This window comes from Nocardioides sp., assembly GCF_035429765.1.
Classification (GTDB): domain Bacteria; phylum Actinomycetota; class Actinomycetes; order Propionibacteriales; family Nocardioidaceae; genus Nocardioides.
On the sequence record NZ_DAOMFK010000015.1, the window covers coordinates 1 to 23,596 of the forward strand.

Consider the following 23,596-nt stretch of genomic DNA (forward strand, 5'->3'; position numbering starts at 1 on the left):
GCCTCCGCCCCCGGCGCCGCCGCCCCGCCGCAGGCCACCATGGCGGCGGCGCTACCGGCTGGTCGGGGATCCGCAGCTCGGGAGCGCGGTGCGCCGCTCGCTCACCGCCGCCGGGACGCCGCTCGGCGGGCGTCGCGCCCACGTCCTCGCCCTGGGGGCCGGCCTGGAGCGGATGCTGGCCGACGCCTGGGTGGCCCGCTGCTTCGAGTCCCGGACCCTGCCGTGGGAGGCCTGGGTCGAGCACTGGCGACGCACCACCCGCCTCCCACCCCGGATCGACCTGCCCCGGGTCGCGGAGGCCTGGTCTGCCCGCGTCGGCCCTCGCCGGGTGCACGTGGTGCTCGACGAGGCGGCCCTGTCCACGCTGCTGCGCGCCGACCTCCCCCACTGGCCGGGCGGGATCGCCGCCGACGCGGCCGAGCTGGCTCGCACCCTGACTCCCGTGCTGGACATGCGGATGCCTCCCCGCGAGCGCGCCCGGGTGCTCCGCCAGGTGCTCCGGCCGCGGGTCGTCGAGGCCGCGGGACCGCCCCCGGGCCTCCCGCCGGAGCACCGGGACTGGGCGCTCGAGGAGGCGCACCGGATGCGGCGGGCCCTCGCCCGACCTCGTTACGCTGTCCACGGGCTCCCGGACGTGGTCCTGGCCGGCCAGCCCGGAGGCGGGGCGCCCAGCGCAGCCGGTGCGCTCGCGCTGGCCATCCAGCTCGTGCTCGCTGGGCCCGGGAGCCGGGTGGAGGAGGAGGTGCCGGAATGAGCACACGGGTGCTGCTGCACGTCGGGACCCCCAAGACCGGGACGTCGCACCTGCAGGAGGTGCTCTTCCGCAACAGGCGCCGGCTCGCACGGCAGGGGATCAGCTACCCCGCCGACCGGTTCGACGCCCACTTCCTGGCCGCGCTGGACCTGATGCAGCTGCCGTGGGGCGGGCTGGAGAGGGAGGCGGTGGGCGCCTGGGACCGGCTGGCCGACCAGGTGCGCCGATCCTCGGGCACCGTGATCGTCAGCCACGAGATCCTGGCCCGGGCCACCCGGGTCCAGGCCGCGCGGGCCCTGGAGGCGGTGGGGCACTACAGCGGGGCCGAGGTGCACGTGGTGCTGTCGGTGCGCGACCTGGTGCGGCAGATCCCCGCCGAGTGGCAGGAGAACGTGAAGCACCGGGCGGTGCTCAGCTACGCCCGCTTCCTGGAGATGATCCAGGACCCCGACCGCGAGGGCCGCATCGCCACCTGGTTCTGGGGGGTGCAGGAGATCCCCGACATCCTCGACCGGTGGGCCCAGGACCTTCCCCCCGAGCGCGTCCACCTGGTCACGGTCCCGCCCCCGGGGTCACCTCCGGACCTGCTCTGGTCGCGGTTCTCCCGGGTCTTCGGGCTCGCCGGGCTCGACCTGGACCTGTCCGCGGAGCGGGCCAACCCGTCCCTCGGCGTGCCCGAGACCGCGCTCGTCCGGCGCATCAACCGGGTGGCCAACGAGCGGCTGGACCCTCCGGACTACCGCCCGCTGGTGCGTGAGCTCCTGGCCCACCAGACCCTCTCGCGGCGTACCGGCAGCCCGCGGCTGGCGCTTCCGCCCGCCATGCACCCGTGGGTGAGCGACCTGTCCGAGCGGTGGATCGCCGAGCTGCAGCGGCGCGGGTACGACGTGGTCGGCGACCTCGAGGACCTGCGCGGCGGGCCGCCGACCACCCGCTACGCCGACCCCGACCGACCCTCGGAGCGTCAGGTCGCGGCCGCCGCGGTGGACGCGGTCGTCGCCCTGCTGCTGGAGAACGCCCGGCTCCGGCAGGACGGGCTGCGGCTCGAGGGTGAGCTCGGAGCGACCAAGGACGCCCTGGACCGCGCCCTCCTGAGACCGTCGTACCGGCTGCGTGAGAAGGTCGTCCGCCGGCTCGACGCGGGCCGCCTGGGACGCGGGGTGCTGGCCACCTACCGACGCACCCGCGGCAGGAGCTCCCGGTCGGCGTAGCGCCCGACCCGCCAGGTGACGAACCCGTCGGCACCCAGCCCGACCAGCCCCCCGACCACGGGGATCCGCCGGCCCATCGCCATCAGCGCCCGGCGGCCGGCCACCTTGGAGATCACCGACGCGGCCACCTCCGCCGCGATGACCTGCTCCAGGTGCGGGTCCAGCACCGGCGCGGTGGCCAGCGCCATCGGCGGCGCCGGCAGCCTCCGGCTGGCCACCATGGCGTCGACCATCTCCTCACCGAGCAGGCAGGCGAGCACGGCGTTCTTGACGCGCGGGTCGGTCAGGTCGTAGCCGCGCAGGTGGGCGATGCCGGCGACCATCCGGCTCTGGATGACCGCCAGGCCGATGATGTTGGTCGGCAGCATCACCGCCACCGTGACCAGCCCGCCCAGGTTGGTGGCGAAGCCCTGCGCTCCGGCCAGCCGGACGTGGTTCTCGATCACCTCGTGCACCGCCCGGTCGACGTGGCCCCGCTGCTCGGCCAGCTGCCGCTCGGCCGCGACCACGGCGGGTGGCAGCGGACCGATGCCGTGGACGGCCCGGTCCAGCGCCTCGCGCACGAACGCCGTCGTGAGCCCGGGCGCCGCGTGCGGCAGCTGCGGGCCCAGCAGGTCGCCCAGGGTCGTCTTGAGGGTCATGCCGGTCATGCTACGGGCGCTACCGTGACGGGGTGCCCGTGGAACCGCCGCCGTCGCGCTGGGCGTTCCCCCCACCTGCGGCGTTCCCCGACGGCGACGTGGTGGCGCTGGGCGCCGACCTGGCCCCCGGGACCCTGCTGGCGGCCTACCGTCGCGGGCTGTTCCCGATGCCCTCCGACGGTCCAGGCAGCCCCCCGCTGTGGTTCAGCCCGGTCCGTCGGGGCGTACTGCCGCTGACCGGGCTGGTGGTCTCCCGCTCGCTGCGCCGCTCCTGCCGGCGGTTCGAGATCCGGGTCGACACCGCCCCCGCCGGGGTGATCGACGGGTGCGCCGACCCGGCGCGCCCGTCGGGGTGGATCGACGACGACGTGCGCGCGGCGTACCTGCGGCTGCACGAGCTCGGCTGGGTGCACTCCGTCGAGGTGTGGCGCCAGGGCCGGCTCGTGGGTGGGCTGTACGGCGTGGCCATCGGCGGGCTGTTCGCGGGGGAGTCGATGTTCCACCGCGAGACCGACGCGTCGAAGGTGGCGCTGGTGGCGCTCGTGGAGCTGCTGCGCGACCAGCATGCCGACACCCGGCTGCTCGACGTGCAGTGGTCGACCCCGCACCTGGCCTCTTTGGGGGTGGTCGAGGTGCCCCGACCGGTGTTCCTCCGGCGGCTGGCCGCGGCGCTGCCGCTGCCCTCACCGTTCGACTGACGGCCCGGTGTCACTTGAGCAGGCGCGACATCCGGCGGTCGGCCAGGGGCTTGCCGCCGGTCTGGCAGGTGGGGCAGTACTGCAGGCTGGAGTCGGCGAAGGACACCTCACGCACGGTGTCGCCACAGACCGGGCAGGGCAGGCCCGTGCGGCCGTGCACCGCGAGGTGGGACTTCTTCTCCCCCTTCAGCTCCGCGGCCGCCAGGCCCCGGGACCGCTCGACGGCCTCCCCGAGGACGGTGCGGATGGCGGCGTACAGCGTGGCGAGCTCCTCCTCGCTGAGCGAGCCGGCCGGCTTGAACGGGGAGAGCCGAGCCGCGTGCAGCAGCTCGTCGGAGTAGGCGTTGCCGATCCCGGCGATCGTGCCCTGGTGCCGCAGGACGCCCTTGAGCTGGGCACGACCGGCCTCGGCCAGGATGCCACTTAGCACGTCAGGAGTGAACGCCTCGGAGAGCGGGTCGGGGCCGAGCCGGGCGATCCCCTCGACGTCGTTCGGCCGGCGCACCACGTACAGCGCCAGGCTCTTCTTGGTGCCCGCCTCGGTGACGTCGAGCCCGGCACCGCCGTCCAGGACCACCCGCGCCGCCAGTGGTGACTTCGCGCTGGGCCGGGGCGGCAGGCTCGGGACCTCCTCGCGCCAGCGGACCCAGCCCGCCCGGGCGAGGTGCAGCACCAGGTGCAGCCCGGAGGCGGTGACGTCGAGGAACTTTCCGTGCCGGGTCACGTCCTCGACCAGGGTCCCCTCGAGCGCCGACAGCGGCGGGTCGTAGGTCTTCAGCGCGCTGAAGGCCACCAGGTCCACCCGGACGATCGCTCGGTCGGCCAGCCGGCCGCGCAGGTCCAGGGCCAGCGCCTCCACCTCGGGCAGCTCGGGCACCGGGCCAGTCTATTTGCCGTGTCCATCCCGGGCCGGTCGCCGCGCGAACCTGTGGACGCGTTCAGGTACGCGGCGCATGATGGGGGGATGCAGCCCGTGCACCCGCTCCCTGCGGAGGGGTCGGTCTTCTTCGACGCCCGAGGAGACGGGCGCGCGCTGCGGGCGTCGTGGCACCACGAGTCCGGGGTCGTGGTGCTGTCGTTGTGGCGCGACAACGTGTGCACCGGCTCGTTCCGACTCGCTGTGGACGAGGTCCCCGCGCTGGTCGAGCTGCTGCGCCGCGGCCTGGACACGGCGTACGACGCCACTCGCGAGCGGCGGGACGCCTCCTCCGCGTGAGCGACCCGGTCGGCGGCGCGCGCGAGACAATCTACGGCAGGCGCTAGACAGCCCGATATCGTCGCCGGCGTGGACCCGATCAGGAACCCCTACGCGCCCGGCGCCGGCCAGCGGCCGCCCGAGCTGGCCGGCCGCGACCGGGAGCTCGCGCAGTTCGAGATCACCCTCGAGAGGGTCGCGGCGGGGCGCCCCGACCGCAGCATGGTGCTCTCGGGGCTGCGGGGGGTGGGCAAGACCGTGCTGCTCAACGCGCTGCGGTCGCAGGCGGTGGGCCGGGCCTGGGGGACCGGGAAGGTCGAGGCGCGCCCCGAGCAGAGCATCCGGGTCCCGCTGGCCCAGGCGGTGCACGCAGCCGTGCGTGAGGTGGCGCACCGGCACCGGGACCCGGACCGGGTCGACGAGGTGGTCTCGGTGCTGAAGTCCTTCGCGCTCCGCACCGGGGTGGAGGGTCGCAAGGGGACGCGCTGGACGCCGCCGGTCGACGTGGTCGCGGCCCGCGGCCGGGCGGACTCGGGGGACCTCGAGCTGGACCTCGTCGAGCTGTTCACCGACGTCGCGCTGCTCGCCCAGGACCTCGGCGTCGGGATCGCGCTGTTCGTCGACGAGATGCAGGACGTCGCCGGTCCCGAGCTGGGTGCGCTGTGCGGCGCGGGCCACGAGATCAGCCAGCAGGGGTCGCCGCTGCTGCTCGTCGGGGCCGGGCTGCCGCACCTCCCGGTGGCGCTGGCCGCCTCGAAGTCCTACGCCGAACGGCTCTTCCGCTACGTCTCGGTCGACCGGCTTCCACGGGAGATGGCCGACCGCGCACTCCAGGTGCCGGCGGCGACCGAGGACGTCGAGTTCGAGCCGTCCGCCCTCGACGAGCTCTACCGGATGACCGACGGCTACCCCTACTTCGTGCAGGCCTACGGGAAGGTCACCTGGGACGTGGCGGTCGGCACCCCGATCACCGCCGCCGACGTCCGCGAGGCGGCTCCCGAGGCCGAGGCCGAGCTGGCGCTCGGGTTCTTCGGCGCCCGCTTCGAGCGGGCGACGCCCGCCGAGCGCGACTACCTGACCGCGATCGCGGACCTGGGGGCGGACCGGGGGGACGCCGCCGTCCCGACCGCGGAGATCGCCCGGCACCTCGCCCGCCGGCCGCAGTCCCTCTCCCCGGCCCGCGACGGGCTGATCAAGAAGGGCCTGGTGTACGCCGCCGAGCGGGGCAGCGTCGCCTTCACCGTCCCCCACTTCGGCCGGTTCCTGCGGGCCCGCTGAGGGTGGAGCGGGCCTGTCGGACCTCGGCGCTCAGCCGGGTGCCACCACCGCGCCGGCGTGCGGGGGCAGCACCAGGCCGACTCCCTCGAGCCGCGCGGGGGTGGGCGTGGTGAAGAGCAGCTCGAGCCCCGCCCGGCCCAGGTCGACCCGCGCCTCCCGGTCCCCGAAGTTGACCGCGACCAGCAGGCCAGCACGGCGCAGGGTGAGCAGCCGCCGCTCCTCGTCGGCGGTGCACGAGACGCCGCGGAGGTCCGGGTCGGTCACCTCCCGCCGCGACCGGCGCAGCCGCAGCAGCCGGCGGTACACCTCGAGCACCACCGCGTGCCGGCCGGTGGAGAGCTCCCCCCAGTCGAGCGTGGCCGCGGCGTACGTCGCCGGGTCCTGCGGGTCGGGCACGTCGGCGGGGTTCCAGCCCATCTGCTCGAACTCCTCCAGCCGGCCCTGGGCCACGGCGGCCCCGAGCGCGGGCTCGGGGTGGGAGGTGAAGAACGGGAAGGGCGCGGAGGCCGCCCACTCCTCGCCCTGGAAGAGCATCGGGGTGAACGGCGAGAGCAGCGTCAGCATCGCCGCGCACACCAGCTGGTCAGAGTCCAGCTGCTCGGTCAGCCGGTCCCCGCGCGCCCGGTTGCCGACCTGGTCGTGGTTCTGGCTGCACACCACCAGCCGCCAGCCCGGCACCCGCTCGGTGTCGAGGGGCGCGCCGTGCGGCCGCCCCCGGAACGACGACCAGGTGCCGTCGTGGAAGAAGCCGCTGCCGAAGACCTTGGCCAGGGCACCGAGCGGCGCGAAGTCCGCGTAGTAGCCGCCGGTCTCCCCGGTGAGGGCGACGTGCAGCGCGTGGTGGAAGTCGTCGTCCCACTGGGCGTCCAGGCCGTAGCCGCCTGCCTCCCGCGGGGCCACCAGCCGTGCGTCGTTGAGGTCGGACTCGGCGATCAGCGTCATCGGCCGGCGGTGGTGGGCCGAGAGCGCGGCGACCTCCACCGCCATCTCCTCCAGCAGGTGCACCGCCGACTCGTCGGACAGCGCGTGCACCGCGTCCAGGCGCAACCCGTCGACGTGGAAGTCCTCGAACCACATGCGCACGTTGTCCAGGACCAGCCGGCGGACCTCGGCGCTCCCCTCGCCGTCCAGGTTCACCTGGGGTCCCCACAGGCGGCCGGGCTCCTCGGTGACGTAGGGGCCGAACAGCGGCAGGTAGTTGCCCGACGGGCCGAGGTGGTTGTACACCACGTCCTGGACGACCCCCAGGCCCGCGGCGTGGCACCCGTCGACGAAACGCTGGTAGGCCTCGGGGCCGCCGTAGGGCTCGTGGACCGTGGACCACAGCACCCCGTCGTACCCCCAGTTGTGGACGCCGGGCACCGCGTTGACCGGCATCACCTCGACCAGGTCGACACCCAGCTCGCGCAGGTGGTCCAGGCGGGCGAGCGCGGCGTCGAAGGTGCCCTCGGGGGTGAACGTCCCCACGTGCAGCTCGTAGATGACCGACCCGGCCAGCTGGCGCCCGGTCCAGGTCGCGTCGCGCCAGGCGTACGCCGACGCGTCGAACGTGCGGGACAGGCCGTGCACCCCTCCGGGCTGGCGCCGCGAGCGCGGGTCGGGCCGGGGCGTGGGGTCGTCGTCCAGCAGGTACCCGTAGTCGACCTCGCCGTCCGGCACCGGACCGGTGGGTCGCCACCAGTCGTCCGCGCCACGCTCCATCGGCACCACCCGGTCGCCGACCCGGAGCCCGACCCGGTGCGGCCGCGGCGCCCACACGTCGAACCTTCCTCGCCGGGGCGGGACCGGCTCCTCCGCGGGCACCCTGGCGAGGAGCGCGACGGGGTGCTCGGAGAGCAGCGTGGCCAGCGGTACGTCGCCACCGGCGACCGTCCGGCCGGAGAGCACGTCGACCCACTCCCCGGCGGGCAGAGCGAGCGTCGTGCCGCCCCACCCGCCGCGTGCGGCGAGCCCCACGGGAAGCCGGGTCACCACGGTCACCGCCCCACCGCGGTCGAAGGCGAGCACGTGCGCCGCCGCGTCCCCGGCCGCGGCCAGCGGGCCGTAGCCGGTGAACAGCTCCGGCCGGTCGCGGCGCAGCCGCAGCGCCGCGCTCGTGACCAGCAGCTTGACGGTGCCCGGGTCGTCGACCCCGGCACCGCTCAGCCGGGGCCTGGCTCCCGCCTCAAGGTCGGCGAGCCGGGACGCCCGCGCCTCGAAGTCCACCGGTCGCCGGTTGTCGGGGTCCACCAGGCTCTGCTGCCACAACTCACTGCCCTGGTAGACGTCCGGCACCCCGGGGACGGTGAGGGCCACCAGCTTGGCCGCCAGCGCGTTGGACCAGCCCGGACCGGACAGCTGGTCCAGCAGGCCGGCCAGCAGCGACTGGGTCTCCGCGTCGTCGAAGCAGGCGTCCACGGCGGCGTGCACGGCGCGCTCGAACTCCTCGTCGGGATCGGTCCAGGTGGTGTGCTCGCCGGCCTCCCGCATCGCCTTCTCGGCGTATCCCTGCAGCCGCTCGCGCAGGTCCTCGGCACCTCCCGCCGACGGCCAGGCCCCCACGACCGCCTGCCAGAGCAGGTTCCCCAGCCCGGAGTCGGGCACGGGGGTGCGGGCCAGCAACGAGTCCAGCGTCTGCGCCCACACGGCGGGCAGCTCGGCCAGGGCGGCGATCCGCGCCCGCACGTCCTCCCCTCGCTTGGTGTCGTGGGTGGTCAGCGTGGTCATCGCCGCGGGCCAGTCCTGCTGCCGCTCGGCCATCGCCTCGTGGAAGGCGTCGACCGAGACCGAGAAGACGGCCGGGTCCCCGCCGACCTCGTTGAGGGAGGTCAGCCGAGCCCACTGGTAGAACGAGCGGTCCTCCACCCCCTTGGCCATCACCATTCCGCTGGTCTGCTGGAAGCGCAGGGCGGGGTCGCTCGCGGGGTCGGCCAGCACCGGCGCGAGCAGGTCGAGGGTGGCACCCAGCTCCGGCCGCCTCCGGCGGGCCTCGGCCAGCGCCTCGTCGAGGTGCTCGCGGCCCTCAGGGAGGTAGGAGCGGTAGACCGGGAAGCACGCCAGCAGCTCGGCGACGGCGTCCTCGGTGTCGGCGGGGGCGTCGGGCAGCGCCACGCGCAGCTCCCGCCCCAGCCGCAGCACCTCCGACCGCAGGATCGTGTCGCACACGGCCCGCTTGTTGTCGTGGACGAGGTCGGGCCAGTCGACGGGCCGGCCGCGCAGCCGCTCCTCGTACGCCGTGAGCGGCGCCTCGCCGGCGGGGTCGGTCAGCACCCGGTCGACCAGGCCCAGCACGTCGTACCCCGTCGTCCCCGCGGTCGCCCAGTCCTGGGGCAGCCGCTCCCCGGTCTCGAGGATCTTCTCGACCAGGACGTAGGCGCCGTCGGTGAGCGCGGCGAGGTCGTCGAGGTACCCGCCGGGGTCGCGCAGCCCGTCGGGGTGGTCCACCCGGAGCCCGTCGACCGCGCCGTCGGTGAACCACTCGCCGATCACCGCGTGCGTCTTGGTGAACCACTGCGGGTCCTCCACCCGGATCGCCGCCAGCGAGCTCACCGCGAAGAAGCGCCGGTAGTTCAGCCCGGCGTCGGCCAGTCGCCAGCCGACCAGCTCGTAGTGCTGGCGTCCGTGCACGGTGTCGGCGTCCACGCCCGGATCGCCCCAGTCGTCCGCGGTCCCCGGGGCGAGCGGGTAGGCCTGGTCGTGGTACCGCAGCTGCCCGGCCTCGACGCGCAGGTGCGCGATCGGCCCGCCGAGACCGGCCTGGTCCGCCTCGGCCACCACCGGGATCCGCAGCCGTCCCCCGCCGGCGGCCCAGTCGATGTCGAAGGCGTCGGCGTACGGCGAGGCCGGGCCGTAGGTGAGCACACTCCACCACCAGGAGTTGCCCGCCGGGTTCGCCACGCCGACGTGGTTCGGGACGATGTCGACCAGCACGCCCATCCCCAGCCGGCGCGCCTCGGCGGCGACCGCGGCCAGGCCCGCGACCCCGCCGCGGGCCGGGTCGATCCGGGAGTGGTCGGCGACGTCGTACCCGTGCTCGCTGTCGGCCTCGGCGGCCAGGATCGGGGAGAGGTACACCCAGTCGACACCGAGGTCGTGCAGGTAGGGGAGCACCCCGGCGGCCGCCAGCAGGTCGAACTCCTCGGTGATCTGCAGGCGGTAGGTGCTGCGCGGGACCCGCCCGGGGAGCGGGGTCACGACCGGCGCTGCCGCGCCCCGGTCCGCTCGGGCGCCACGAGGGCGGCGACGGACGCGGCAACGGTGCTGTCGGGCTCCGGCTCGGCCAGGGTGTACTCACGCAGGACCAGGACGCTGCGGCCCTGCACGGAGAGGGTCGAGCCCGCGGCATGGGTCGGACTGCCCGCGCTGGTGGCCGCGGTGTCGACGGCGACGTCCCAGCCGGCGGCGTACTCCTCGGGGGGAAGCCGTACGTCGACCGGCGCGTGGCCGGCGTTGAAGTAGAGCAGGAAGTGGTCGTCGACGATGCGGTTGCCCTTGGCGTCGGCCCCCTCGATGCCCTGCCCGTTGAGGTACATCCCCAGCAGCGTCGCGCCCTCCGCCTGCCAGTCGCCCTCCTCCATCGGGCGGCCGTCGGGGTGCAGCCAGACGATGTCGTTGAGGCGCTCCCCCCCTTCGGGTCCCTCGGTCCGCACGGATGTCCCGGTGAAGAACCGCTTGCGGCGGAAGGTCGGATGCACCGCGCGCAGCCTGGACACCGCCGCGGTGAACTCGACCAGCGGGCGGTCGGCGTCGTCCCAGTGCACCCAGCTCAGCTCGGAGTCCTGGGCGTAGGTGTTGTTGTTGCCCTGCTGGCTGCGGCCCAGCTCGTCGCCGTGGGCGAGCATGGGCACACCCTGACTGAGCAGCAGGGTGGTGAGGAAGTTGCGCTGGGTGCGAGCCCGGGCCCGCAGCACTTCCTGGTCGTCGGTAGGGCCCTCGACGCCGTGGTTCCAGGACCGGTTGTGACTCTCCCCGTCGCGGCCGTCCTCGCCGTTGGCCTCGTTGTGCTTCTCGTTGTAGGAGACCAGGTCGCGCAGGGTGAAGCCGTCGTGGGCGGTGACGAAGTTGATGCTGGCGACCGGCCGACGACCGGAGTGCTCGTAGTAGTCCGAGGACCCGGCGACCCGGCTGGCGAACTCGCCGAGCGAGGGCTCGCCCCGCCAGAAGTCACGCACGGTGTCGCGGTAGGCGCCGTTCCACTCCGTCCACTGGGGCGGGAAGTTCCCGACCTGGTAGCCGCCGGGACCGACGTCCCACGGCTCGGCGATCAGCTTGACCTGGCTCACGACGGGGTCCTGCTGGACCAGGTCGAAGAAGGTCGCGAGCCGGTCGACGTCGTAGAACTCACGCGCCAAGGTGGCGGCGAGGTCGAACCGGAACCCGTCCACGTGCATCTCGGTGACCCAGTAGCGCAGGGAGTCCATGATGAGCTGGAGCGAGTGGGGGTGGCGCACGTTGAGGGAGTTCCCCGTGCCCGTGTAGTCCATGTAGTACTGGCGGTCGTCCTCGACCAGCCGGTAGTAGGCGGCGTTGTCGATCCCCTTGAGGCTCAGGATCGGACCGAGGTGGTTCCCCTCGGCGGTGTGGTTGTAGACGACGTCCAGGATGACCTCGATGCCGGCGGCGTGCATGGCCTTGACCATCGCCTTGAACTCCTGCACCTGCTGGCCGCGCTGCACCGGGTCCTTGCGCGCCACGGCGTACCCGGAGTGGGGCGCGAAGAAGCCGATGGTGTTGTAGCCCCAGTAGTTGCGCAGGCCCTTCTGCAGCAGGGTGCTGTCGTGGACGAACTCGTGCACCGGCATCAGCTCCAGCGCGGTCACCCCGAGCTGGGTCAGGTGCCCGGTGACGGCGGGGTGGGCGAGCCCGGCGTAGGTGCCTCGGAGCTCCTCGGGTACGTCGGGGTGCAGTTGGGTGAGGCCCTTCACGTGCGCCTCGTAGATCACCGTCTCGTTGTACGGCCGGCCCAGCCTGCGGTCCCCTTCCCAGTCGAAGAAGGGGTTGATCACCACGCCCAGCAGCATGTGCGGAGCGGAGTCCTCGTCGTTGCGCGTCTGCGGGTCGTCGAAGTCGTAGCCGAACAGCGCCGGGTTCCACTCGATCCTGCCCCAGGTGGCCTTGGCGTAGGGGTCGAGAAGGAGCTTGTTCGGGTTGCAGCGCAGCCCGCGGCCCGGGTCGTACGGTCCGTGCACCCGGTACCCGTACCGTTGCCCCGGCTGGACGTTCGGCAGGTAGCAGTGCCAGACGTAGGCGTCGACCTCGGTGACCTCGACCCGCGTCTCCACCAGCGGGTCCTCGGACGTGGTGCCGGAGTCGAAGAGGCACAGCTCGACCCGCTCGGCCGCCTCGCTGAACAACGCGAAGTTGGTGCCGCTCCCGTCGAAGGTGGCACCGAGAGGGTAGGCCGCCCCCGGCCAAGTCTGCACGTCGTCCCCCATCGCTGTGGAGCGTCGAACGTAGCACGCCGGGGCGCCTCCGCCGCCCTGAGGTGACGTGGGAGGCTGGAGCCGTGGAGACGGCCCGTCGCGAGAGCCTCACCCGCTACGCGTGGCTGTCGATCGGCGCCGCGATCGCGACCATCGTGCTCAAGACCGGGGCCTACTGGCTGACCGGCTCGGTGGGGCTGCTCTCGGACGCCGCCGAGTCCCTGGTCAACCTTGTCGCCGCGGTGGTCGCACTCTTCGCGCTCCGGGTGGCGGCGCGTCCCGCGGACGCGCTGCACCACTTCGGGCACTCCAAGGCGGAGTACTTCTCGGCCGTGACCGAGGGGATCATGATCTTCGTCGCCGCGGTGTTCATCATCGAGTCCGCCGTGGAGCGGTTCGTGCACCCGGTGCCGCTGGAGAACGTCGGCGTGGGTCTGGCCATCTCCGCGCTCGCCTCGGTGATCAACGGGTGGGTGGCCCTGGTGCTGCTGCGGGCCGGGAGACGACACCGTTCGATCACCCTGGTGGCCGACGGCAAGCACCTGCTGACCGACGTGTGGACCTCGGTCGGGGTCGTGGTGGGGGTGCTGCTGGTGGCCCTCACCGGGTGGCTGCGGCTCGACCCGCTGGTGGCCACCGCGGTCGGCCTCAACATCATCCACACCGGCTGGCGCCTGATCCGCCAGTCGCTGAGCGGGCTCCTTGATCGCGCGCTCGACGCCGACTCCCAGGCGAAGGTGGACGCGGTGCTCGCGGCGTACGAGGCGGAGCAGGTCCGCTTCCACGCGGTGCGCAGCCGCGAGGCCGGGCACCGCAGCTTCCTGAGCATGCACGTGCTGGTGCCGGGGTCCTGGACCGTCCAGGAGGGCCACGACCTGCTCGAGGAGATCGAGGAGCGGCTCCGCGGGGTCGTGGACCACCTCGAGGTGTCGGCCCACCTGGAGCCGATCGAGGACCCGCGCTCCTACGAGGAGTCGCTGGGGATCGAGGCTCCCGGGGAGCCCGACGCCTGAGTGACGGTCCGGATCCCTGTCGCTCCGGCCCGGCTGCTCCTAGGCTGACGCCCGTGACGAACCAGGGACGAGCCGACGCCAGGAACCCGGTGCGGGCGATCATGTCGTCCGCGGAGTTCGAGCGGACGGTGGAGGAGCTGGTCGAGAGCACCGGCCGGGCACCCGCCGACCTCGCCGCGGACGCCCGGAGCTGCCTGGAGGAGATGACCGCCCAGGTCAGCCCCCAGGCCAGCAGGGTGTGGGACCGTCTCGGGCAGTGGCTCACCCGCTCCTACACCGTGGACGCGGACAGCTCGGCGCTGCCGGCCCTGCGGGAGCTGGGTCGCCGGCACTCGCTGGTCTTCCTGCCCAACCACCGCTCGTACCTCGACCCCCTCGTGCTGCGCAACGCCCTGGTCCGGCACGGGTTCCCTCCCAACCACATCCTCGGCGGCATCAACCTGGCGATGTGGCCGATGTCGGAGCTGGGCCGGCGCAGCGGTCTGATCTTCATCCGGCGGACGACCCGCGACGACCCGGTCTACCCCGCGATGATGCGGCTCTACTTCGGCCACCTCCTGCGTCAGCACGCCAACCTGGAGTGGTACTTCGAGGGTGGGCGGACCCGCACGGGGAAGCTGCGTCCGCCGAAGATGGGGGTGCTTCGCTACCTGGTGGACGCGTTCGTGGCCAACGGCAGCTCCGCCGACGACGTGCTGATCGTGCCGGTCGCCATGGTCTACGACCAGCAGCACGAGGTGGAGGCGTTGTCGTTCGAGGAGTCGGGCGGGGCGAAGGCGCCCGAGAGCCTCAGCTGGCTGGTCCGCTTCGCGTCGGCCCAGTCGCGTCGCCGCGGCAGGGTGCACGTGCGGTTCGGGTCGCCGCTGTCGCTGCGCGAGACCCTGGACGAGGCGAGCCAGCGCGCCGGGTCGGCGGATCCGACCGAGATCGTGCCCCGGGTCGCGTTCGAGGTCGCCCACCGGATCAACGCGGCCACCCCGATCACACCGGCGGCGCTGGTGACCTTCGGCCTGCTCGACAACGACGGCCGGGCGATGACGCTGGCCGAGACGCTCGGGCTTCTCGAGCCGCTGCTCGAGTACGTCCGCGCCCGCCGGCTGCCACTGACCTCCGACGTCGACCTGGGCCGGCCGGAGGGGCTGCGCCGCGCGCTGCGCACCCTGGTCAGCGAGGGAGTCGTGGAGGAGTACGACGGCGGGCTCGAGCCGGTCTACGCCATCGCGCGGGACCGTCAGCACGAGGCGGGCTTCTACCGCAACACCGTCACCCACTACTTCATCACCCGGGCGATCGTGGAGGTCTCGGCGGTCCAGAGCCGCGACGGCGTCGAGAGCGACGCGACGTCCGCCCTGTGGGAGCACGCCCTGGCGATCCGCGACCTGTTGAAGTACGAGTTCTTCTTCGCCACCAAGCACGAGTTCGACGCCGACGTCCGGTTCGAGGCCTCCCTCGCCGACCCGGGCTGGAGCGAGGGCCGGCTGGCTCCGGAGGACCTCGACCGGGGGCTGCGCAAGATGCCGCTGCTGCTGGCCCACCGGGTCATCGGGCCGTTCCTGGAGGCGTACCTGGTGGTCGCCGACCGCCTGGCGCTGCGCGAGCCGGCGGCCCCGGTCGACCGGGACTCGCTGATCGCCGAGAGCCTCGGGGTGGCGCGGCAACGCTGGCTGCAGCTGCAGCTGCACAGCCCCGAGTCGATCTCCAAGGACCTGATGAACGGAGCGATCCGGCTGGCCGACAACCGGGGGCTGCTCGGCCCGGGCGGGGAGGAGCTGCGCCGGGCGCGACGGCAGTTCGCCGACGAGCTGGCCGACGTCGTCCGGGCCGTCGGCGTGGTCCGTACCATCTCGCTGGGCGGGCTGGGCCGCCCCGACCTGACCGACGAGCAAGGACGGTGACCCCGGTGGCCGACATCGACGACCTGCTCGACGAGGTGGCCCGCGGCCCGCAGGGGCCGGAGGTCGGCGCGTTCTTCGACTTCGACGGGACCCTCATCGACGGCTACTCCGCCGCGCTGTACTTCAAGGAGCGGCTGACCTCGGGGGAGATCGGTGTCACCGAGCTGCTCCACACGATGGTCGAGGTCTTCAACATGCAGCAGCGGGGTCACGACGTGACTCGGCTGGTGCAGGTCGCCCTCGGTGCGCTCGCCGGGCGGTCGGTGGAGGAGATCGAGGTGCTGGGGCAGGAGATGTGGCGCACCAAGATCGCGGCGAAGGTCTACCCGGACGCCCGGCGGCTGGTCCGCGCCCATCTCAAGGCCGGCCACACCGTCGCGCTGGCCTCCTCCGCGACCCGGTTCCAGGCCGCGGCCGCCGCGGCCGACCTCGACATCGAGCACCTGCTGGTCACCGAGGTGGAGGACCACGACGGGATCCTGACCGGCCGGGTCCGGGGACCGATCCTGTGGGGGCCGGGCAAGGCGGCGGCGGTCACCCAGTTCGCTGCCGATCACGGGGTGGACCTGGCGGAGTCCTACGCCTACGGCAACGGGGCAGAGGACGAGCTGTACCTGTCCACCGTCGGCCGGCCACGGCCGCTGAACCCCGACGTCCAGCTCACCCGGATCGCCGAGGAGCGGGGCTGGCCGGTCCACCGGTTGCACCGGCACCGCCGGCTCACCCCGACCACGGTCGTCCGCAGCGCCGCGTCGTACACCGGCCTCGGCGCCGGCATCACCGTGGGAATCGGGATGGGGCTGCTCAACCGCAGCCGGAGCACCGCCCTCGCGGTCGCCTCCGCGGTCGGGGGGGAGCTGTCGCTGGCCGCGGCCGGCGTACGCCTGGACGTCCAGGGCGAGGAGAACCTCTGGACGTCCCGCCCGGCCGTCTTCGTCTTCAACCACCAGAGCCAGCTCGACGTGCTGGTGCTGGGTGCGCTGCTGAGGCGCGACTACACGGGCGTGGCGAAGAAGGAGCTGAAGACCAACCCCACGTTCGCGGCGATCGGCTGGCTGGCCGACATCGCGTTCATCGACCGGGCCGACTCCGTGGCGGCCAAGGCCGCGCTGGCCCCGGCCGTCGACAGCCTGCGCGAGGGGCGCTCCCTGGTGATGGCCCCCGAGGGCACCCGCTCACCCACGCCGAAGCTGCTGCCGTTCAAGAAGGGCGCCTTCCACCTGGCCCTGCAGGCAGGGGTGCCGATGGTGCCGATCGTGATCCGCAACGCCGGGGAGATCATGCCCGCGCACTCGGTCCTGATCTCCCCTGGCACCGTCCAGGTCGCCGTGCTCCCCCCGATCCGCACGGACCGGTGGACCGTGGCCAACCTGGACCGCCAGGTGACCAGGGTCCGCGGGATGTTCCTGGACACCCTCGCCGACTGGCCCGAGTAGGGGGTCCTGCTGCTGGTTTCCCCGGGCGGGGAAACCAGCACGTCGCAGGGGTTGCTCCCCACGCTAGGTGCCGGTTTCCCGTGCGAGGCCAGCGCCCGGGAGCGGCGACCGGCACAGCGAGAAGTGCGCCGCGAGGCCGCCGTTCGACCGGGTCGGTCAGGTGGTGGACCGGCGCTGCCACCACTGCCAGCCGGCGGTGACGAGCAGCGCCCCGACGAGTGAGCCGATGATGCCGCTGGGGCGCAGCGCGAGCCCGTCACCGGAGAGCAGGCTGATCAGCAGGCCGCCGACGAACGAGCCGGCCAGGCCGCTGGCGAAGGCCATCGGCCAGTTGATGCCTCGGGTGGAGGCGCCGAGGAGCAGCTGGGCGCCGGCACCGATGACCATGCCGAACAGGATGATGCCGAGGAGGAGCATGGGTCGAAGCATAGGGCTCGGTCCGCCCGGGCGGCCGCCACGGCTCACCCCTTGACGTAGGAGAGCTTCTCGGCGACCAGGCCCTCGCGCAGGTGCAGTACGTCGACCCCCCGCACGTGGCCCGGCACCCCGTCCTCCCCGGTCCATGCGTAGCGCCAGCGCAGCACGCCGCGGTCACCGGAGACGAACAGCTCCTCCTCGGTGAACGACGCCTCCGAGGACCCGGCGAACAGCTCCTCCCAGACCCTGCGCACCGCCTCGGCGCCCTCGACCCGGGTGCCGTCGGGTGCGGGGGAGGTGGCCTCGAACACGCAGTCCTCGGTCATCAGCGCCATGACGGCGTCCACGTCACCCTGCCCGAACGCGTCGGAGAACGCGGCTGCCGCCGCGTGGTTCGGCCCCCACTGCGGGTCGCGGCCGAAGGCGGCGAGCAGCCGCGACTGGGCGTCACCCCGGGGCGTCAGCGCCGCACCGATGATCCCCGCGCCGCGGTAGAGGTCCTCCCGCTCGGCGAACCAGGTGGCGACCTCGGCCACCAGGTGCGGGTCCAGCCGCGCGTCGCCCCCGGTGGCGACCGCGAGGTCCCAGGCGTGCACCAGGTGGTCGGCGGCCAGCTGCCGGACGTACTCGTCCATCTGCTCCTCCCCGTAGGACAGGTGCACGGTGCCGTGCTCGGGGAGCCGCTCGGCGACGATCCGCGTCGCCTCGCCGGCGGCGTGCAGGGAGCGGCCGATGGGCTCGTCGCCCAGCAGGTCACCGTCGAACCGGTCGCCGACCTCCTGCAGCCGGGCGCCGCGCATCAGCGGGACGGTCCACAGGTCCTCCCCCGTCACGTGGTTCACCAGGTCTCGCACCTGCCAGCGGCGGCAGGGGGTGGGCCGGTCCCACTGGTCGGTGGGCACGGCGTTGACCCGGTCGACCCATGCCTCGACGGTGCGGTGGTAGAGCGTGTTGAGGTCCATGGACCATGGTGCCTCGCCCAGCGAGGCTCCGCCAAGACCAGCGGGCGATGCCCTAACGTGGGAACGTTTCGAGCGAGCATCGGGCCCACACGGGTGGGCACGAGAACGAAAGGGTCAACGCGTGAACAGCTTCTGGGACTTCTTCTGGTTCATGGTCATCTCCTTCTTCTTCATCGCCTACCTGATGGTGATGTTCCAGATCGTCGTGGACATCTTCCGCGACCGGGAATCCTCGGGCTGGGTGAAGGCGGCCTGGCTGGTCGGGCTGATCTTCTTCCCGGTGATCGTCGCCATCGTCTACCTGGTGGCGCGCGGGCAGTCGATGGCCGAGCGTCAGTACGCCGCTGCGCAGTCCGCCCAGCAGAGCTCGGAGGACTACATCCGCTCCGTGGCCGCCGCGGGTGGGGGCTCCGCCAGCGACGAGATCGCTCGAGCCAAGCAGCTGCTGGACTCCGGCGCCATCAGCGAGGCCGAGTTCGCTCAGCTGAAGGCCAAGGCGCTCGGTTCCTGACCGGGCCGGCCACCGTCGGGCCTCAGCCGATCCGGAACGTCCCGGGTCGGCTGGGGCCCCTGTCGTCCCTGGACCGCTCGAGGCAGAGCTCGTTGCCCTCGGCATCGGCCAGGGGGACCCGGCCCGAGCCGTCGGCGGCTCGGCGGTCCGCGAGGATCCGGTCGGCCTCGGCCCGTGCTGGCCCGGCGGTCAGCTCGTGACGACCGCCCCGCCGGCGTCCTCCCAGGCCTGGATCCCGCCCTCGAGGTGGTAGACCGAGGCGAAGCCGGCGCCGGTGAGCGCCTGGACCGCGACCGCGGAGCGGTTGCCGCTGCGGCAGTAGACCGCGTAGCTCGCGGTGGGGTCGAGCGCACTGGCCTTGGCGGCGAAGTCGGGGCTCTCCACGTCCATGCTCACCGCGCCCTCGAGGTGCCCCTCGGCGAACTCCTCGGGGGTGCGCACGTCGAGGATGATGGTCCCCTCGCGCTTGAGGGCGGCGGCGAACTCCTGCGCGTCGAGGGTCGCGCCGTTCTGGGGTGCGGCCTCGGCGGTGGGTCCGCTGCTGACGCTGACCCCCTCCGCGGACCCCTCGTCGGAGCAGGCGGCGACCCCCAGGCCGAGGACGACGGCGGCCAGGGCGGCGGCGAGGCGACGGGACACGGGCTTCTCCTCCAGACGGGTCAGTCGGGCACGCAGATCTGGTGACGGACGGCCAGGCGCAGGGTGAGCGCGACCACCACAGCCACCACGACAGTGGCCAGGATGAGCAGGGTACCCGCGACCACGTCGTACGCCGTCCCCGGCCACGCGCCGGCAGCGGCGGTCGCGGCGGCGGCCGCGGCGCCCAGGGGGAAGGTGTAGGCCCACCAGGGAAGGGCGAACGGGACCCGGGCCAGACGCCGGCCCTGCGCCAGCACCAGCAGCAGGAACGCGACCATCGCCGCGTAGAAGATCCGGGTCACCGGATCGCCGGGGTGGCCGCCCAGCGCGACCCAGGACAGCCCGATCACCGCAGGCGGGGCGACGAAGATGGCCAGCGTGGGCAGCAGCGGGGGCGGCAGCGGCGAGCCGTGCAGCAGCAGACGGAACAGCAGCAGCGGCAGCAGGGCGACCCAGAACACCAGCCCGACCCCGAAGGCGAACCAGGCCAGCTCGACGGAGCCCAGGCTCCGGGCCGCCAGGGGGGTCACCACGTTCCCGACCACCGGGATGAACCAGGCGGGGGTCATCTCGGTCAGCCCGATGTCCTCGCGGGTGAACCAGGCGCTGATCACCACGAGCGTGAGCACCAGGTGGCCCACTGCGCCGACCCACCAGGCGCCCTGGGCCAGTGTGGGCACCAGGTCCTGGCCTGCCGTGGCGAGCACCAGCAGCCCGATGGTCACGGTGGGGACGAACGTCATCCGGATCGGGTGCCGCAGCTCGGCCCTGGCCTGCTCGGGGTAGCGCACCCACTTGGCGAGGTACGCCGAGGCGAGCAGGACGAACACCGCGACGGCGACCCAGAAGAGCAGGTCCGCCGGCCAGTGCGGCAGGTCCCAGACCAGGGCCGCCCGACGCCAGGCGAGGGCCAGGCCACCCAGGCCCATGACCGCGGCGAACAGCGTGACCGGTAGGTGTGCCAGGCTGGTGGTCGTGGGCATGGTTGACGTCGCGGGCGCGCCGGTGCTCATGCCCCGTAGGATACCCCCTGGGGTATAGGTCACGACGAAAGGGGTCAGGCCATGGCCGACGTGGTCGTTCTCGGCGCAGGCATCGCGGGTCACACCGCCGCGCTCCACCTGAGGCGCCTGCTGGGCAAGAAGGGCGAGCACACCGTCACGGTGGTCTCGCCCAACTCGCACTGGAACTGGATCCCCTCCAACATCTGGGTGGGGGTGGGGCGCATGGACCGATCGGACGTGGTCTTCCCCCTCGAGCCCGTCTACCGCAAGAAGGGGATCGTGTTCCGCCAGGCCAAGGCGGTCGCCCTGTGGCCGGAGGGCGACGACACCGACGCGCGTGGCGCCGTCGACATCGTCTACACCGGGCAGGGCAGGGACGGCGAGCAGGAACGCCTCCGGTACGACTACCTCGTCAACGCCACCGGACCGCGGCTGCGCTTCGAGGCGACCGAGGGCCTCGGCCCCGACGGTCACACCGTGTCGGTGTGCACGGCCGACCACGCGATCGACGCCGCCCGGGCGTTGGCGGAGACGATCGAGCGACTCAAGGCGGGACAGCCGCAGACGCTCGTGGTCGGCACCGGGCACGGCACCTGCACCTGCGAAGGTGCCGCCTTCGAGTACGTCTTCAACGTCGACCACGAGCTGCGGTCCGCGGGGGTGCGTGACCTGGCTCGCCTGATCTACCTCAGCAACGAGGCCCGCCTCGGCGACTTCGGGGTCGACGGCATGACCTTCGAGGACCAGGGCTTCCAGACCTCCAGCGAGACCTGGACCGCCTCGTTGTTCCGCGAGCGGGGTGTGGAGGCGATCCTCGGTGCTCATGTGTCCCGGGTCGAGGAGGGGCTGGTCCACTACGAGACCCTCGACGGGAGCAGCCACCGGCTGGGGTTCGACTTCGCGATGCTGCTGCCTCCCTTCGGCGGGGTCGGACTGGCGGCGTACGACGCGAGCGGGAACGACCTCACCGCCGACCTGTTCGCCCCCAGCGGCTTCATGAAGGTCGACGCGAACTACACCCCCTCGAGCTACGAGGAGTGGGGTCCGGAGGACTGGCCGGAGACCTACCAGGTCCCGGGCTACCCCCGCGTGTTCGCGGTCGGGATCGCCTTCGCCCCGCCGCACCCGATCTCCCGGCCGCGCACCAGCCCGAACGGGACGGTCATCTCCCCGGCCCCGCCGCGCACGGGGATGCCCTCCGGTGTGATGGGAAAGACCGTGGCCCGCACGATCGTGGACCGGATCACCCAGGGCGAGGACGCGCCGGCGCACCGGGCCTCCATGGCGCACATGGCCGCCGCGTGCGTCGCCTCCGCGGGCACCGGGCTGCGCACCGGCTCGGCCGCGTCGATGACGATGATGCCGGTGGTGCCCGACTACCGCCGGTACCCCACGGGCCGCGACCTGGCCCACACCAAGGGCGAGATCGGCCTCAGCGGCCACTGGGTCAAGCTCACCCTGCACCACCTGTTCCTGCACAAGGCCAAGGCCCGCCTCGGCTGGCAGTTCATCCCGGAGTGACCATGAGCACCTCACCCGCCTTCCCCGCCCCACGCGGCGACGCCGACCAGCCGGTCGCCGACCTCTCCAAGGCGCCTCTGCCGACGGAGCGGACCCTGCGCCGGCGCAAGAACCTGGCGGTCCAGGCCGTCCGGTACGCCGTGTTCAACGCCCGGATGCTGAAGATCCTCGTCAAGGGCGACTGACGCACGGGCCGCACTGGTCCACAATGGGTGCCCATGAGCCCGGAGGTGGTCGCGCACCGCGGTGCGAGCCACGACAACGCCGAACACACCCTGAACGCCTACCGCAAGGCGTTGGAGGCCGGGGCCGACGCCCTGGAGTGCGACGTCAGGCTGACCGCCGACGGTCACCTGGTCTGCGTGCACGACCGTGACCTGCGGCGTACCGCCTCCCACGAGGGCATCGTGTCCACCATGGAGCTGGCGGAGCTGAACCAGCTGGACTTCGCCTCCTGGAAGAACCCCTGGGCGGAGCTGGACGACGAGGCGCCGGACCTGGACGCCGAGCTGGTCCGGGTGCTGACCCTCCGCAAGCTCCTCGAGACCGTCGCCGACTACGACCGACCCGTCCGGGTCGCCGTCGAGACCAAGCACCCGACCCGTTTCTCCGGCCTGGTCGAGCGGCGGCTGGCCGAGCTGCTGCGCGAGTTCGGCTGGCACCGGTCCGGCTCCCCCGTGCGGGTGATGAGCTTCTCGTTCACCGCGCTGCAGCGCATGCAGAAGCTCACCCCGGGCCTGGAACTGGTGATGCTGGTGGAGAAGAAGTCGACCTGGACGATGCTGCAGAACGTCGTACCCGCCGACTGGATCCTCGGACCGGGCATCGACCTCCTCGAGACGCACCGCAAGCTCGCCCGGCGCCTCGCCAACCGTGGTCAGGCGCTGCACGTGTGGACGGTCAACACCGAGGCACAGCTGGAGACCTGCCTGGAGCTCGGGGTCTCGGCGGTGATCACCGACCGGCCGGCGTTCATGCTGCAGCTGCTGGGCCGATAGGTTCGTCCACCATGGGAAAGCGTTCTCGTGCCAAGGCCCGCGACCACGCCTCGGCCGCGCCGGCAGGCGTCGCCCCGCGGCAGCCCTGCCCCTGCGGGTCGGGCCGCCGGTACAAGGCCTGCCACGGGGCCCCCGGGGGAGGGGCGAGTGCCTTCGTCAGCCGCCCGTTCGCCGGGCTGCCCTCGGAGTGCGACGTGGTCGCGATGCGCGAGCTGGTGCCTGCCGCCAGCGCCCCGCTCACGCTGCGGGACTCCGACCGGTCGGTGCTGCTCTGCTCGCTGCTGCCGGGTGCGGCCCCGGCCATGGTGCGTGAGAGCGGGGCGATCTGGCTGGGCCTGCAGGTGCAGCACCAGTTCGGTGACCCCGCCCGCGACCTGGCCGCGGTGCTGGTCAAGGCGCTGGACGCCGACGCGGGGGTGGTCGGCCTCACCGACCCGCCGGGGGAAGGGCCCCGGCTGCAGGACCTGGTCGTCGGGGACGGTCTCGAGGTGACCGTGCACGACGGCTTCGGGTTCTGGCTGGCCGACGTCGCCGAGCAGACCCCGGCCCTGGAGGCGGCGCTGGAGCAGGCCAACGCGGCCGCCACGCCCACCACCCGGCTGCACGGGGTCGGCGCGGCGTACTGGACCGACATGGGCGCCAAGGAGCACCTGCGCTGGGTGATGCCCGAGCCCGAGCAGGACCTGCTCGACGCGCTGTCGCGGTTGCACGCCGCCGGCCGGGACCGGCTCGTCCCGGGGTCTCGGCTGGTGGGCATGTTCCGCGCCCACGGGCTGCTGGCCCCCGTGTGGGACCTGGCGCCCGGCACGGGCGCCGACGCGCTGCAGGGCCCGGCGGAGGAGTTCGCGAAGACGCTGCAGGAGGCTCTGGCCGACGGCTCCCCGCTCACCCAGGACGAGCGTGCGGCCCGCTCGGGGCTGGCGAACCGGCAGCTGACGATCCGGTGACCGAGGATTTCACCTGCGACACGCCATGGGGGCGGCGGTTCCAGTTGTCAGCCTCTCCGCCGAGGGCGTAGATTC

At 73.1% G+C, this 23,596-nt stretch carries 21 protein-coding genes; 13 read left to right on the top strand and 8 right to left on the bottom strand.

All coding sequences use genetic code 11. The annotated features are described in order from the left end of the window. Positions 1 to 754 (top strand): hypothetical protein (locus PLP61_RS03005; RefSeq protein ID WP_324500226.1); only part of this gene is annotated, 754 nt, incomplete at its 5' end. After that, positions 751 to 1,965: a hypothetical protein gene (locus tag PLP61_RS03010; protein ID WP_324500228.1), complete on the top strand. Its 1,215-nt coding sequence runs from the start codon at positions 751 to 753 to the stop codon at positions 1,963 to 1,965. The genes PLP61_RS03005 and PLP61_RS03010, both read left to right, overlap by 4 nt. Here PLP61_RS03010 and PLP61_RS03015 read toward each other — a convergent pair. Continuing rightward, on the bottom strand, positions 1,926 to 2,606 hold the full coding sequence (locus PLP61_RS03015; protein ID WP_324500230.1) for an EcsC family protein: 681 nt from the start codon (positions 2,604 to 2,606) through the stop codon (positions 1,926 to 1,928). The two genes, PLP61_RS03010 and PLP61_RS03015, sit on opposite strands and share 40 nt — an antisense overlap. Positions 2,607 to 2,638: 32 nt before the next feature. Between PLP61_RS03015 and aat the strand changes: the two genes are divergently transcribed. Beyond that, entirely contained in the window at positions 2,639 to 3,304 is a 666-nt protein-coding gene (aat, locus tag PLP61_RS03020; RefSeq protein WP_324500232.1) for a leucyl/phenylalanyl-tRNA--protein transferase, read from the top strand. A gap of 10 nt (positions 3,305 to 3,314) precedes the next feature. On the opposite strand, the gene PLP61_RS03025 is transcribed toward aat, so the two are convergent. Further along, positions 3,315 to 4,181, bottom strand: coding sequence for an Fpg/Nei family DNA glycosylase (locus PLP61_RS03025; RefSeq protein ID WP_324500234.1), 867 nt, complete (start codon positions 4,179 to 4,181; stop codon positions 3,315 to 3,317). 87 nt (positions 4,182 to 4,268) lie between these two features. Here PLP61_RS03025 and PLP61_RS03030 point away from each other — a divergent pair, with 87 nt between their 5' ends. Both PLP61_RS03030 and PLP61_RS03035 read left to right on the top strand, forming a co-directional pair. Continuing rightward, positions 4,269 to 4,520, top strand: coding sequence for a hypothetical protein (locus PLP61_RS03030; RefSeq protein WP_324500236.1), 252 nt, complete (start codon positions 4,269 to 4,271; stop codon positions 4,518 to 4,520). Between the two features lie 69 nt (positions 4,521 to 4,589). Beyond that, positions 4,590 to 5,777 (top strand): ATP-binding protein, encoded by a 1,188-nt coding sequence (locus PLP61_RS03035; RefSeq protein WP_324500238.1) that lies wholly within the window; start codon positions 4,590 to 4,592, stop codon positions 5,775 to 5,777. A gap of 30 nt (positions 5,778 to 5,807) precedes the next feature. On the opposite strand, the gene treY is transcribed toward PLP61_RS03035, so the two are convergent. Both treY and glgX read right to left on the bottom strand, forming a co-directional pair. Then, positions 5,808 to 9,950: a malto-oligosyltrehalose synthase gene (treY, locus tag PLP61_RS03040; protein ID WP_324500241.1), complete on the bottom strand. Its 4,143-nt coding sequence runs from the start codon at positions 9,948 to 9,950 to the stop codon at positions 5,808 to 5,810. Then, positions 9,947 to 12,190 (bottom strand): glycogen debranching protein GlgX, encoded by a 2,244-nt coding sequence (glgX, locus tag PLP61_RS03045; protein ID WP_324500243.1) that lies wholly within the window; start codon positions 12,188 to 12,190, stop codon positions 9,947 to 9,949. The genes treY and glgX overlap by 4 nt, the downstream gene beginning before the upstream one ends. Positions 12,191 to 12,261: 71 nt before the next feature. On the opposite strand from glgX, the gene PLP61_RS03050 reads away from it, so the two are divergent. Genes PLP61_RS03050 through PLP61_RS03060 form a run of 3 tightly spaced genes read left to right on the top strand, consistent with a single transcriptional unit; the run spans position 12,262 to position 16,522 of the window. After that, positions 12,262 to 13,191, top strand: a complete 930-nt coding sequence (locus tag PLP61_RS03050) for a cation diffusion facilitator family transporter (RefSeq protein ID WP_324500245.1) — start codon at positions 12,262 to 12,264, stop codon at positions 13,189 to 13,191. Positions 13,192 to 13,244: 53 nt separating this feature from the next. After that, on the top strand, positions 13,245 to 15,086 hold the full coding sequence (locus PLP61_RS03055) for a 1-acyl-sn-glycerol-3-phosphate acyltransferase (RefSeq protein WP_324500249.1): 1,842 nt from the start codon (positions 13,245 to 13,247) through the stop codon (positions 15,084 to 15,086). Next, entirely contained in the window at positions 15,083 to 16,522 is a 1,440-nt protein-coding gene (locus tag PLP61_RS03060; protein ID WP_324500250.1) for an HAD-IB family hydrolase, read from the top strand. The genes PLP61_RS03055 and PLP61_RS03060 overlap by 4 nt, the downstream gene beginning before the upstream one ends. A 156-nt stretch (positions 16,523 to 16,678) precedes the next feature. Here the strand turns inward: PLP61_RS03060 and PLP61_RS03065 are convergent, their stop codons facing one another. Together PLP61_RS03065 and PLP61_RS03070 are read right to left on the bottom strand one after the other, a co-directional pair. Further along, on the bottom strand, positions 16,679 to 16,939 hold the full coding sequence (locus PLP61_RS03065; RefSeq protein ID WP_324500252.1) for a GlsB/YeaQ/YmgE family stress response membrane protein: 261 nt from the start codon (positions 16,937 to 16,939) through the stop codon (positions 16,679 to 16,681). Between the two features lie 44 nt (positions 16,940 to 16,983). Continuing rightward, the gene (locus tag PLP61_RS03070; RefSeq protein ID WP_324500254.1) at positions 16,984 to 17,901 is read right to left on the bottom strand and encodes a TIGR03086 family metal-binding protein; all 918 of its coding nucleotides are present in this window, start codon (positions 17,899 to 17,901) and stop codon (positions 16,984 to 16,986) included. A 121-nt stretch (positions 17,902 to 18,022) separates the two neighbouring features. On the opposite strand from PLP61_RS03070, the gene PLP61_RS03075 reads away from it, so the two are divergent. After that, positions 18,023 to 18,412 carry an SHOCT domain-containing protein gene (locus tag PLP61_RS03075; RefSeq protein WP_324500256.1) on the top strand — a complete coding sequence of 130 codons (390 nt, stop codon included), beginning with the start codon at positions 18,023 to 18,025 and terminating at the stop codon, positions 18,410 to 18,412. Positions 18,413 to 18,601: 189 nt separating this feature from the next. Here PLP61_RS03075 and PLP61_RS03080 read toward each other — a convergent pair whose 3' ends face one another. Together PLP61_RS03080 and PLP61_RS03085 are read right to left on the bottom strand one after the other, a co-directional pair. Continuing rightward, entirely contained in the window at positions 18,602 to 19,051 is a 450-nt protein-coding gene (locus PLP61_RS03080; RefSeq protein WP_324500258.1) for a rhodanese-like domain-containing protein, read from the bottom strand. A gap of 20 nt (positions 19,052 to 19,071) precedes the next feature. Next, positions 19,072 to 20,064, bottom strand: coding sequence for an SLAC1 anion channel family protein (locus PLP61_RS03085; RefSeq protein ID WP_324500260.1), 993 nt, complete (start codon positions 20,062 to 20,064; stop codon positions 19,072 to 19,074). Between the two features lie 51 nt (positions 20,065 to 20,115). Between PLP61_RS03085 and PLP61_RS03090 the strand changes: the two genes are divergently transcribed. The 4 genes from PLP61_RS03090 to PLP61_RS03105 are packed head-to-tail and all read left to right on the top strand — an operon-like array spanning position 20,116 to position 23,521. Beyond that, positions 20,116 to 21,576, top strand: a complete 1,461-nt coding sequence (locus PLP61_RS03090; protein WP_324500261.1) for an NAD(P)/FAD-dependent oxidoreductase — start codon at positions 20,116 to 20,118, stop codon at positions 21,574 to 21,576. Positions 21,577 to 21,578: 2 nt separating this feature from the next. After that, a complete protein-coding gene (locus PLP61_RS03095; RefSeq protein ID WP_324500263.1) occupies positions 21,579 to 21,761 on the top strand; it encodes a hypothetical protein in 183 nt (60 codons plus the stop codon). Positions 21,762 to 21,794: 33 nt separating this feature from the next. Continuing rightward, positions 21,795 to 22,574: a glycerophosphodiester phosphodiesterase gene (locus tag PLP61_RS03100; protein WP_324500265.1), complete on the top strand. Its 780-nt coding sequence runs from the start codon at positions 21,795 to 21,797 to the stop codon at positions 22,572 to 22,574. Between the two features lie 11 nt (positions 22,575 to 22,585). Then, positions 22,586 to 23,521, top strand: coding sequence for a DUF5926 family protein (locus tag PLP61_RS03105; protein ID WP_324500267.1), 936 nt, complete (start codon positions 22,586 to 22,588; stop codon positions 23,519 to 23,521). Positions 23,522 to 23,596 lie beyond the last annotated feature (75 nt).